General features: G+C 39.1%; 11 protein-coding genes. All 11 read right to left on the bottom strand.

Annotation, left to right across the window (positions count from 1 at the left end):
* Nucleotides 1-23 precede the first annotated feature (23 nt).
* Nucleotides 24-590 carry a hypothetical protein gene (locus tag AB986_RS10700; protein ID WP_048311155.1) on the bottom strand — a complete coding sequence of 189 codons (567 nt, stop codon included), beginning with the start codon at nt 588-590 and terminating at the stop codon, nt 24-26.
* A 12-nt stretch (nt 591-602) separates the two neighbouring features.
* A complete protein-coding gene (locus tag AB986_RS10695; protein ID WP_048311154.1) occupies nt 603-1,790 on the bottom strand; it encodes a ParM/StbA family protein in 1,188 nt (395 codons plus the stop codon).
* A 439-nt stretch (nt 1,791-2,229) separates the two neighbouring features.
* Complete coding sequence (gene mqo / locus AB986_RS10690) at nt 2,230-3,771, bottom strand: malate dehydrogenase (quinone) (RefSeq protein ID WP_084006516.1); 1,542 nt, start codon at nt 3,769-3,771, stop codon at nt 2,230-2,232.
* A gap of 339 nt (nt 3,772-4,110) precedes the next feature.
* A complete protein-coding gene (rlmH, locus tag AB986_RS10685; RefSeq protein WP_048311152.1) occupies nt 4,111-4,590 on the bottom strand; it encodes a 23S rRNA (pseudouridine(1915)-N(3))-methyltransferase RlmH in 480 nt (159 codons plus the stop codon).
* Between the two features lie 110 nt (nt 4,591-4,700).
* Entirely contained in the window at nt 4,701-4,865 is a 165-nt protein-coding gene (locus AB986_RS21695; RefSeq protein WP_084006515.1) for a CxxH/CxxC protein, read from the bottom strand.
* 80 nt (nt 4,866-4,945) lie between these two features.
* Nucleotides 4,946-6,154: a S1C family serine protease gene (locus AB986_RS10680; RefSeq protein ID WP_048311151.1), complete on the bottom strand. Its 1,209-nt coding sequence runs from the start codon at nt 6,152-6,154 to the stop codon at nt 4,946-4,948.
* A gap of 94 nt (nt 6,155-6,248) precedes the next feature.
* Nucleotides 6,249-7,043, bottom strand: a complete 795-nt coding sequence (locus AB986_RS10675; protein WP_048311150.1) for an MBL fold metallo-hydrolase — start codon at nt 7,041-7,043, stop codon at nt 6,249-6,251.
* Between the two features lie 24 nt (nt 7,044-7,067).
* Entirely contained in the window at nt 7,068-7,970 is a 903-nt protein-coding gene (locus AB986_RS10670; RefSeq protein WP_048311149.1) for a two-component system regulatory protein YycI, read from the bottom strand.
* Nucleotides 7,957-9,333 carry a YycH family regulatory protein gene (locus AB986_RS10665; protein WP_048311148.1) on the bottom strand — a complete coding sequence of 459 codons (1,377 nt, stop codon included), beginning with the start codon at nt 9,331-9,333 and terminating at the stop codon, nt 7,957-7,959. Before AB986_RS10665 ends, AB986_RS10670 begins: the two co-directional genes overlap by 14 nt.
* Nucleotides 9,330-11,132: a cell wall metabolism sensor histidine kinase WalK gene (walK, locus tag AB986_RS10660; RefSeq protein WP_048311147.1), complete on the bottom strand. Its 1,803-nt coding sequence runs from the start codon at nt 11,130-11,132 to the stop codon at nt 9,330-9,332. The genes AB986_RS10665 and walK overlap by 4 nt, the downstream gene beginning before the upstream one ends.
* A 7-nt stretch (nt 11,133-11,139) precedes the next feature.
* Nucleotides 11,140-11,847 (bottom strand): response regulator YycF, encoded by a 708-nt coding sequence (yycF, locus tag AB986_RS10655; RefSeq protein ID WP_048311146.1) that lies wholly within the window; start codon nt 11,845-11,847, stop codon nt 11,140-11,142.
* Nucleotides 11,848-11,985 lie beyond the last annotated feature (138 nt).

The following is an 11,985-nucleotide window of genomic DNA, read 5'->3' as shown; positions in this document are numbered from 1 at the left end:
ATGATTCCTGCTGCCTTTTCTTATTATTTATTCATCCGATCTAGAAAGCCGCCAAGTAGATCATCTGCACCCTCTTCTTCCTCTTCTACCGCTGAACTTTGCTCCTGCTTTGCCTGATTCCAATCGAAATTCATTAGATCGTCATCAGAAGCCGCTAGCGGAGCTTCAATAGTATCTGACGCTTCTCTTTGCACAGCCGAGTTTGAGACTTGTTCTTGCAAATAGAGCGCCTGATCGATATCAATCGAATTGCTAGTAAACGATGCAAGGAGTGATGCAGCGCGCAGTGGATCTGATAAAATTTGATATACGATGTTTCCAAGAAGCGCCTCTGAATGCTCATGCTTAAGCCAATCCCTTTGCGCCTTGCTCAACCCTTTTGGTAAAGGAACGGTGATGGCATCGTTGTCGCGTCTTATCGTTTGAGTAACACCATCTAACACATACTCTGCAATGCGGCTTGAGAAGTTACGCTTTTCTTCTTCTTTAAGCTTTTGCAGTTGCTTAAGAATATGATCAGGTGTGTCAGAAGGGAGGCGAAACGTGATTGCCTGTCCCCTCTGAATCCCATTCATCCCCGCCTTTTTCATCAAATCACCCTACTAGTTTTTGACCTTGTGCTTTTCTTCTCTTTTATCTTGAGGCTTATCCTTTGCATTCTTTCTGTTGAAATCAGAAATTAGCTTATAATAAGCGTTTGACATCATCCAGATGCTCTCTTTCTCATCTTCAAAGAAGTCAATGTTATAGCCATCAAGGCTGTTATTTAGTGTTTTAAGATAATCTTTCAAAACAATAGAACCGCCACCGACAAAATAGCAAATCTCAGATTGAGAGTTCTTCTGCCAAACATTACGAAGATGACGATACTGCTTCTTAGCAAGTTCAAATAAAATACGATCTGTAATATCGTGAACGCTCGTACGGCTACCGCGTACCATGATATGGTTACGATCATTCTTCTTCGTAATGATATCCACTACGTCACGACGGCTATCGAGTTCCACACCATGCTTTGAACGAATCTCTTCACGAATGGCTTCAAGCGACTCAGCTACCCCGATATTAAAGCCCTGCGCTTTGTCATCATCAACGTTTCTATTCTTAATTACAGCGATATCTGTTGAAAGTCCGCCTATATCTTGAATGAGAATACGTTTATCAATCAAGTCCTTATTAATGATATTAAGATCATTATCCATCACAAGATTAATGTAAGCAGCAAATCCTTCAGGATATACTTTTACTTCATCAAATTTAATATTTACTTTCTTCCCTTGATACTTAGGTGTCACAAGAAACTCTACCTGATGCACTGATCCTAGTAGTCTTGAGCGATAACCAACGTCCTTACCTTCTTTAACCTCGCGTAATGGAAGACCCGTTCCAAGTGTGTAATTTGCATCAACAACACCGTTCTGGTTCTTGAAGTTAGCGGAGTTCTTCTCATTAACTGCATCTAAAGCAAGGGATGCAAAAAGCATAACGAGGGTTTGATCCTCTTCAGACTTTGCACTTCCTGGATCTAATTCCATTGGGTTGTCACTTTTCGTAGCTAGATTACCAACACGATAAATCGCATTGTTATCTTTTAATGCCGGTGAATGAACACGAATGTGAATTCCGTCTAGCGGATCCTTAGTATCAAGATCCTCAATTCCAATCACTGGACGATCTTCTATATCTCTTGCGATAACGTTTGGTATGTATAGGTCAGATTCAATTTTGCCATAAATTCCTTTTAACGAGTCATTACCTACATCTACAGCCGCAATTCTTGAATTACTCATTTAACGCTCCACCCTTTCATATTTAATAGTCTAGTATTTCTACTATTAACTTCAAAGTTATAGAAATATGTGCCAATCGTCAATAAGTCAATTTATCTAGTTTACAAGTTCGTTTACATGTATACAATCCCGTTTACACGTAAACATATATTGTATACATGTAAACAATATTGTAAACACCTTATGCATCAATGTGTTTACGTTTTTGTATACTTGTAAACAACTAATGTACACAATGTATACAATTTCGTTTACAAGTATACATAAGTTGTAAACTTTTTTTAATTGAGTATTCCGTCCTCCCTAAAACTGTCGCCTCCCCCCCTCTTCTAACAGAAATATTCTCTAATCCTAGAATTCCGCAACCATAAAAAAATACGGTAGAGAGATCTACCGCATTCATCAGTTATTCGATTTTAAGGACTCTACGAAGAGATTATTAACTATGAACCGCTTCTTTTTCATATAGTCCAAGCGTTTGTGCTGTTGAGGAATGAATTTCATCAAAGAGCTCAGGATGATTACCTATTGAGACACCATAGGAAGGAATCATTTCCTTGATTTTAGCTTCCCAATCAGATAGTTGTTGTGGGAAACACTTCTCTAATACTTCTAACATAACGTGAACAGCAGTAGAAGCTCCTGGAGAAGCCCCTAGCAAAGCAGCAACAGAGCCATCTGAAGAGCTAACTACTTCCGTTCCGAATTGAAGTGTTCCTTTGCCAGTCTCCGTGTCTTTAATAATTTGTACACGCTGGCCCGCTACCACAGTATCCCAATCTTCAAGTTTAGCTGTTGGAATGAACTCGCGAACTTCTTCCATGCGTTTTTCATCCGATAGCATAACTTGCTGAATTAAGTATTTCGTGAGTCCCATTTCTTTTAAGCCTGCCGCCATCATCGTTAGTACATTATTCGGTTTCACTGTATTAAGTAGATCCATATTTGAACCTGTTTTTAAAAACTTAGGCGAGAAGCCAGCAAAAGGTCCAAAGAGTAAGGTTTTTTCATTATTAATATACCTTGTATCGAGATGTGGAACTGACATTGGAGGAGCACCAACTTTGGCTTTGCCGTATACTTTTCCATGGTGCTGTTCAATGACTTCAGGGTTTTTACAAACCATAAAGAGTCCACTTACAGGGAATCCACCGATCTGCTTGGCCTCTGGTATACCGGTCTTTTGTAGTAACGGCAGACTGCCTCCACCACCTCCGATAAAGACAAAATCAGCAGTATGATACTCTAGTTTATCGTTAGAGTGGTCATGGACTTTCACTTCCCACACACCGTCTTTACGCTTAATATCCTCTACACTATGCTTATAGTTAATCTGAACGTTATCACTCTTCAAGTGATCAAACATGAGGCGAGTCAGCGCTCCAAAATTAACATCCGTACCAGAATCGATCTTTGTAGCTGCTATCGGTTCATCAGATGTTCGTCCCTCCATAATAAGGGGGAGCCACTCCCTTAGTTTCTCGGGATCCTCAGAGAATTCCATACCCCTAAATAACGGACTCTCTGACAACGCTTCCAATCGCTTTTTCAAAAAAGCTACATTGCTCTCACCATGTACAAGACTCATATGGGGGAGAGGCATGATAAAATCTTGCGGGTTTGTAATCAAACCGTTCTTCACTAAATATGACCAAAACTGTCTTGATAGCTGAAATTGTTCATTAACCTTTACAGCTTTGCTTATATCAATTGATCCATCAGTTTTCTCGGACGTATAGTTCAGCTCGCATAAAGCAGCATGGCCTGTCCCAGCATTATTCCATTCATTCGAGCTTTCTTCTCCTGCAGAGCCTAGTTTCTCAAACACTTTAATTTCCCAATCAGGTGCTAACTCTCTAAGTAATGACCCCAAGGTTGCACTCATAACTCCAGCACCAATTAAAATAATGTCTTTTTTTTGATTGTTACCCATGATACCATTCCTTATCTCATTTATTTGTAAAAAAGAGTAGGCGCTCATGCTAAACTATCGCAAAAAGCTGGCCTCACTTAGGAACATACCTTTTTCTATCTCCATTATAACCTTATCATAGTTCGTTATCATGTTTGAAAATGAAATTTCTGCAATTATTAGATAAGTGTTGATTTTTATAAGAATTTTATAAGCAAAGACCTATTAGAAAATAGCCTTTCTTAAGGACTATTGCTATAAGAGTGGATTAATTTCCGCTCCAGTATGCTAAATGTAGTGTTATACAAATTTGTTTCAAAGACAACCATTTTTTAGAGAAGAGCCATACTAAAAAGGCAAGGAATATGTCCAATGACTTATTCCTTGCCTTTTTACTACTTTTTTAATCTATTTATGATACGGTTCCCCTCTGTTAATCTTAAAAGCCCTATAGATCTGTTCCACAAGAATTAGCCTCATTAACTGGTGAGGGAAAGTCATTTTTGAAAAAGAGAGTGTATCATTTGCTCTCTTAAGCACATTTTCACTTAGTCCAAGAGAGCCTCCAATAACAAATGCCACTTTACTCTTTCCATAGGTAGCAAGCTGATCCAAGTCGTGAGCAAGCTGTTCGGATGTTTTCATCTTTCCATCAATGGCAAGTGCAATCACATGAGCATCTGGAGAGATTTTACCTAAGATTCTGTCTCCCTCTGCTTTTTTTACTTGAATCATTTCAGTTTCACTTAAATTCTCAGGAGCCTTTTCGTCGGATACTTCAATAACCTCTACCTTTGCAAAAGGACCTAAACGCTTTGTGTATTCAGCAATGCCCTGTTTTAAGTATTTCTCTTTCAATTTTCCAACCGTCACGATACTTATGTTCATTTAGTTATCCCCACTTGTTCGCTATTTATTAAATCCACAAAAAGTGAACAGGTTATCCACAGATTTTATCCACATATACACAATTTTTATCCACATATCGTGACCGAATATTAGTTCGACACAATATATGTTGCAGTATTCTTACAGTATTCACAGGTTGTGGACAAACTGTTCTCATCTTTTTGAACCTTTTCTAACACTGGAAAATGACCCGTTTCATCAACTGCTACGTCGAGTGCTAGCTCAACATGATCTTCACAACAAAGTAATTTCATAGTACCCCTCCTTGTTCACTAGTTATCCACTGTGTATATTTTTTCAAAAGGAAACAGGAGAGTTTCCTCTCCTGTTCTTATTAAGATCTTTGCTGTTGCGCTAATTTCAGGTCCACTTCTTCTTTCGTTCCTTCTCGATAAATGGTCAGTTTCACACTATCCCCAATTTTTTTCTTTGTATATAGAAACTTACGTAGTTCTATCGAGTTTTTAATTTCGTTACCATCCATTGCGGTAATCACATCCAGTTCTTTTAAACCGGCTTGATCTGCAGATGAAGTTGGAAAAACACTCATCACAACAACGCCATAATCTATGTCCTTTGGAAGCTTTAGCGATTCACTCCAATGATAAGTTGGAATCTCAGATAGTGATTTCGTTCCAATTCCAATCTCTGGCCTTCTTACTTCGCCATAGGACTCTAGATCACTAATGATTGGCGCAGCAATATTAATTGGAATTGAGAAACCAATACCTTCTACACTCGATTGAGCAATTTTCATGGAGTTAATACCAACTAACTGTCCGGAAATGTTAATCAGTGCGCCACCGCTATTTCCTGGATTAATGGATGCATCTGTCTGAATTACGTCTGCATTCCAATCAATCGTTCCATTTTGATCGGTATCAACGGGGAAAGAACGCTCAGGATTACTGATGATTCCCTGTGTAACAGTCCCTTCAAGGAAACCAAGAGGATTTCCAATTGCGATTGCAGGTTCACCAGGCTTCAGCGTATCTGAATCACCAAACTCTGCAACTGTTGTAACCGATTCAGAAGGGATTTTAAGAACGGCAAGATCCATTAAGGGGTCAGTGCCTACAAGCTCGGCAGGAACGCGTGTCTCGGCGTTTAAACTAATCTCAATCTGTCCTGCACCTTCGACAACGTGATTATTTGTAACAACGAATGCCTGCTTTCCTTCTTTTTTATAAATAACACCCGATCCAGCACCAGCTTCACCATAGTCTTCAGCCCAGAAATCTGTCTTTTGCAAATTAATAACACCAACTACAGCTTTCCCTGCGTTCTCAACTGCAGACGTAATATCATTCGTCACATCGATACTTATGTCTTTCGTCACTACACCCTGGTTGCCCACTCCGCTCTCTTCCTCAGGCTCAGGAGCAACCTCAGGAACGACTCCAAAGTCAGATAGAGCTGGAACCGTGAAAAGAATTAACAATGCGCCTAGAACAGCCCCCAGAAGGCCAGCTATAAAGGCACCTCCACGATTACCTTTCTGCTTCTTTGGTTGATTGTAATCGTCGCCATCATAATAGCCCAATTTCTTCACCTTTCCTTTCGAATAAAAAGGAGACCTGTGCGACCGCTGAAAAGTTGCTTTTAGACAAAAGATACAAAGAGCCTAATGATAGTAGCTATAACCTTGTTACGAGCGTTGGATTCATAGGATCAGTATCGTATAAATCGATTTTATCTCCTATCGAAAAGCCATTTTGTTCAAGCGTCTGCTGGACAGAAAGTCTTGCCAGGTCTTTCATGTTATTATCTTTACTTAAATGGGCTAAATAAATACGCTTTGTTTGATCACCAATAACATCTGCTAGCGCAGCCCCAGCATCTTCGTTTGAGACATGACCCATATCCCCAAGTATTCTTCGTTTCACATTCCATGGATAACGCCCCATCATGAGCATATTAATATCGTGATTAGACTCGAAAATCATCATATCAGAGTCTCGAATGGTCCCTTTTATACGATCACTTACATAGCCTAAATCAGTTGCAATACTTAGCTTCTTTCCTTCGTGATGAAACACATAGAACATAGGCTCGGCAGCATCGTGGGATACACCAAAAGACTCAACATCAAGATCATCAAAAGTTTTAACGGTTTCCATATCGAAATGAAACTTCTGATCAACAGGAACTTCTCCAATGAGTCCACTCATCGCATCCCACGTCTTTGCATTTGCATAGATCGGGAGCTTATAACGCCTTGCAAATATTCCGAGACCTTTAATGTGATCACTATGTTCGTGAGTCACAAGCAACCCATCTAGATCCTTAGGATCAAGATGGGCTTTTGCGAACAATTCTTCTAATTTCTTGCCACTTAAACCAGCATCAACAAGAAGCTTATGCTTCTCTGTACCAACATAAATGGCATTACCTGTGCTTCCGCTTGCAAGCACGCTAAATTCAAGAGACATACTACATTCCTCTCCTACTAACTACTAATCGCCTGTGGATGATTGAGGTGTTGAAGAATCCGGATCTACGGTTTTGTCGTTACTTTCTTCTTCCTCTTCTGTATCATTGTCAGCATTTTCTTCCGTGTCGCTAAAAACCGTTTTTTCGATTGCATTAACGTAATAATACCGCAATCCAGGAAGATCATCCTTCTTATTCTCCACCACAACTCGCCATGTTGGGACAAATACAAACGTATCCCGCTCATCTTCACTTGTCACTGTATAGTAGCCAATTGATACATCTTCGACTTTATCGTAAGCTCGAATATCTTGTTGACTAACTAATAAACCAATCGTTTCAGAAATTGGATCAATCTTACGTTCTTTAACAATTTTCTCCAGATTTAAATACGTCTGAGTGTAAGAAACGACTTTATCATCTTCTAACGTCACGATTACCATTCCAGAATCTTGACTGAAAAGTGGTTTATCCTCATGTGTTTCAGCAAAGTAAACAATATTAGGATCATTTGAATCTTTCCTATAGTACTGATACTTTCCACCTTCGTATACATACGTTTCTAAGAAAATAGAATAGGCTGAAGGTGCATCTGGATCACTAATCGGAAATGGTTTTTTAAGTGTTGAGATAAGTTTCCGACCATTAAGCGTAATATCCTGACTCGTGTTCTCTTCAAGTGTCTTCTCTTCTTTATCTGTAAAGTAATGAACTTTCCCACTAATGAAAGCCATTTTCTTAGACTGAAGAGACGGATCATTATCATACGTTACATGTAAGTCTTTTAGCTGTTCATCAAGCGTAACTTGATTCTGCATCTCAAGACCACTTATATCTGTCTGCTTTTTATATAAGTCACTTGCAAGAAAGATATTAAACACAAGGAAGGTTAGAATTAGTATTGTTTTCGTTCTATTCCAGTCCAAATGCTACCCCTCCTTGTTCATTGCTGAGTGATTGAATAGGGGTCCACGTTTCGTTTAACTTAATGTACCACTGTGGAACGAGAGTGAATTCTTGGGATTGGTTAAGAGAACGATCAATCGTGAAACCGATTGTGATATTTGTTATTTCGCTTTGCTTAAAGCTCCCCTCATTCAAGAGAGATAGCACCTCATCGTAACCTGGCAACGCACGCTCATCTATTGGATGAGCGTATTGAATGTTCTTTAGCATTCGCGTATACGTACTCACTTCGTTGTTCTTAACAATCACATTAATTTCATCAAGGTCTTCAGAAGAAGAACTGAAAACAGGGTACCCTTCTGTATTTAAGCGAAATGTTATTTGATCTGTTTCATTCTTAGAGGAAGAAGCCCATTCACTAAGTAAATAATCCTCTTCGCTAAAATCATTGATGCGAAAACCGAAGTGCTTATTAATAAATCCATAAGCATTTAAAATCGGCGCTTCATTATCGACATTTGTCGTAGACGGTGGATTTTCGAACGTCATGAACTTGTTTTCTAAAAATGTTAATGTACGACTTCCATCTGTATGAACGGTTTTAATATTAAACGAGCTTTTCTCAACACGATCTTGCTCTGGAAAGAGAGCTTCTTTAAAGTTCTGTTCATTCGCTAGTTCGTCTGTGCTTACCTCATAGGTCTGTATCACTGGTTTCTGAATAGGGATGTAGAAAACAGGCAAATCTTCTTTGACTTGAAATGACTTTGCTCTTACAACTTGCTCTTCAGTTGACGCATTCTTTATATCAGAAAAAGCAAAGTTTTCTTCATACCACTTCTTCATTCCACTAGATACTTCAACTGCTGCACGCATCCCTTGCTCGCTTGACGTATTCAAGAATATAATCTCATTATTCTCCCCTGTTGCGACTGAAGGGATAATAATCCGATCAAACTTTTCAAGTGGAATATCGTTTTTTGGAACACTAATTAGCTTCTTTAAAACATTATTTGATAGTAGAGTTGGAAAAATAAGCTCAACACTATTATCGAAATCACTTACAATCTCAAGATTGTTTTCCATCGTTAAGGATTTGATTTTCGTTCCAGAGATGAAAGTTGTGTAGAAAGGGTTAATCGTTTCCGAATTGAAAGAAGTAAAATGTTGATTGTTCTTATGATAAACGATTTGGTTCGGCTTAACGACTTGATTAATGTCAACGTCTTCCACACCTACTGGACTTGCCTCTTTTGGATCGGTTTCTTTCTGATAGTCTGGTTCAAAGGTCCAAATCTGCCACGTTAGGAACAAACTCGTAAACACCAGAATATTTAACAAGATTGCTTTAAAATTCTCTATACGCTTCTTTGTAATTCTCATTTGTCCCCGACCTCCCTTATGCGTTTATAAGGGAGCGTAAAGTAGATCGTTGTACCTTGTCCCCATTTACTCTCTGCCCATATATCACCGTGGTGAGCATGAATCATCTCTTTAGCAATGGCTAGGCCCAGCCCAGTTCCCCCAAGCTCTCTTGAACGGGCTTTGTCCACGCGATAAAATCGATCAAATATTTTTGAGAGGTTGTTTTTAGGAATTCCAACACCTTGATCACTAATGCTAATCCTAATCTTCTTCCCGATCGTCCAACATCGGGCCGTGATTGTACCTCCTTCTGGAGAATACTTAATTGCATTCGAAATAATGTTATCCAGCACTTGTGTCATTTTGTCTTGATCTACTTTTGTATAGATCGCAACACGAGGGAGCTGTCTAACAATCTCAATATTTTCACGTTTAGACATTTCAAAACGATCAAGGACGTGATCAAACATCTCTACAAAATCTACCTCAGTAAACTGTAATTGATATTCTTTTTTGTCCATTTTAGATAGCTGAAGCAAGTCATTTACTAAGCGAATCATTCGCTCGGTCTCGTTCTGAGCAACACCAAGGAAACGAGGAGCAATCTCTGGGTCTTGAAGCGCTCCCTCTTGAAGAGCCTCAAGATAGCTTCTCATCGTCGTAAGAGGTGTACGCAGCTCATGTGATACATTCACAACGAATTCACGACGCTCTTGTTCAAGCTGCTCCTGCTCAGTAATATCATGCAGCACAGCTATTAAACCATTAATAGGTCCGTCCTCTTTATGGATGATTGAAAAGTTAACACGCATGATAAATGTTTGATGATCATCGCTTAAATCTAGAATCATAGAATCAGGTCCATTATAAACATCATCCCACGTCTTATCTTCAGAAAACTGTAGGATTTGATTTAAAGAAGTACCGAGAACCGTTTCACGTGAAACGCTCATCATTTCTTCAGCACGATCGTTCATTAGAATAATCATTCCTTCTCGATCCGTTGCTATAACACCATCTGTCATATAAGCAAGTACAGAAGTTAACTTGCGCCGCTCACCTTCTGTAATTGAATTTGCTTCCTGTAGCCTTCTTGTTAAATCATTAAAAGCGAGGGCGAGCTGACCTATTTCATCTTCACCATATACCTTTACTTTACGTGTGAAGTCTCCACGGGCCATAACAAGAGCTTGTTTTCTCATGTCTGATATTGGACGTGTAATCGTACGTGAAATGATTATACCCAGCAAACCAGTGAGTACTAGTGCAATAAGTGCAGATTGCGCTAGAAGATTGTTCACTTGATCAGCCTGTTCGAATACCTGCTTCATGTCAGCTTGAATGTAAACTGCACCAACTATAGAATTTGTTTCCCCTTTAATTGGGAGACTATAAGCAAAAAAACGATCTCCATCTTTATCGATAAAAATATTATTCTCTGATACTCCGTTAAGAGCACTATTAACAAACGTATTTGTAGAGCGAGACCCCTCAACGCTTTCATCATTAAGGGTTCCTACAATTTGTCCTAACGAATTTACAACGTGAATTTGACGAATTTCATCTTGCCTAAAATTCTCAATCAAATCATTGATTGTATTTTCTTCTTCATCACTTTTACTATTCACTTGACCGGAGGCACTATCAGCAAGTAGCTCAGCTCGATCCATAACGGATGAGATGTAATTGGTCTGAAACTGTTCTTCTAGCTTCTCATTAAAGTAAACAGAGATGAACTGAATAGCAATAAGGATGAGCAATACGTAAATGATGGCAAACTTAAAATGAATGGACTTAAAAAAACCAACCTTTCCCATTTACGCTTTATTGCTCCTGTTCCGGTTCACGCATGTAATACCCTACACCACGTCTTGTAATAATCCACGTCGGATGGCTTGCATTGTCTTCAACCTTCTCGCGCAGTCTACGCACCGTCACATCTACCGTTCTTACATCACCAAAGTAATCATAGCCCCAAACGGTTTGAAGGAGGTGTTCCCGAGTCATAACTTGACCGATATGTTTCGATAGATAATGCAGCAGTTCAAACTCTCTATGTGTAAGCTCAATCGATTCCTCTCGCTTCGTTACGAGATAAGCATCCGGATGAATCGTTAATGCTCCTACTTTAATTAACGAATTTGTAGAAGATTCCTTCTCAGGCTCCTGCTGACGTCTTCTCAAATTGGCTTTCACACGTGCAATAAGCTCACGAGTGCTAAACGGTTTCGTTACATAGTCATCTGCCCCAAGCTCAAGCCCAAGTACTTTGTCGATCTCAGAATCCTTTGCGGTTAGCATAATAATCGGCATCTCATATTTCTTGCGGACTTCTCTACAAACTTCCATGCCATCACGCTGAGGTAGCATAATATCGAGAAGAATCATATCAGGATTCTCCTCTTCTACCTTTGCAATCGCTTCGTCACCATCGTAAGCACAAACAACGGTAAAGCCTTCTTTTTCAAGATTAAATTGCAGAATATCTGCAATTGGTTTTTCATCATCAACAACAAGAATTTTCTTGTCCATATAAAACGCTCCTTCTTTGATATGACAATATCAGTTAAACGTTGAAATTAATCATGCATCTTTTGTCTATTTTATCATATTATGTAGGTTTTATTTACGATCTTCCCTACAGTCGTTCCCTTAACTTATAAAGCAAAA

The sequence above is a fragment of the Guptibacillus hwajinpoensis genome (assembly GCF_001039475.1).
In the GTDB taxonomy this organism is placed as follows: domain Bacteria; phylum Bacillota; class Bacilli; order Bacillales; family Guptibacillaceae; genus Guptibacillus; species Guptibacillus hwajinpoensis.
This window is presented reverse-complemented; position numbering and strand designations above follow the sequence as displayed.

Excerpts from the sequence above, each read along its gene's own strand:
- AB986_RS21695 (WP_084006515.1), bottom strand. The coding sequence starts at position 4,865 with ATGAAATTACTTTGTTGTGAAGATCATGTTGAGCTAGCACTCGACGTA.
- rlmH (WP_048311152.1), bottom strand. The coding sequence starts at position 4,590 with ATGAACATAAGTATCGTGACGGTTGGAAAATTGAAAGAGAAATACTTA.
- AB986_RS10700 (WP_048311155.1), bottom strand. The coding sequence starts at position 590 with ATGAAAAAGGCGGGGATGAATGGGATTCAGAGGGGACAGGCAATCACG.
- mqo (WP_084006516.1), bottom strand. The coding sequence starts at position 3,771 with ATGAGCGCCTACTCTTTTTTACAAATAAATGAGATAAGGAATGGTATC.
- AB986_RS10695 (WP_048311154.1), bottom strand. The coding sequence starts at position 1,790 with ATGAGTAATTCAAGAATTGCGGCTGTAGATGTAGGTAATGACTCGTTA.
- yycF (WP_048311146.1), bottom strand. The coding sequence starts at position 11,847 with ATGGACAAGAAAATTCTTGTTGTTGATGATGAAAAACCAATTGCAGAT.
- AB986_RS10675 (WP_048311150.1), bottom strand. The coding sequence starts at position 7,043 with ATGTCTCTTGAATTTAGCGTGCTTGCAAGCGGAAGCACAGGTAATGCC.
- walK (WP_048311147.1), bottom strand. The coding sequence starts at position 11,132 with ATGGGAAAGGTTGGTTTTTTTAAGTCCATTCATTTTAAGTTTGCCATC.
- AB986_RS10665 (WP_048311148.1), bottom strand. The coding sequence starts at position 9,333 with ATGAGAATTACAAAGAAGCGTATAGAGAATTTTAAAGCAATCTTGTTA.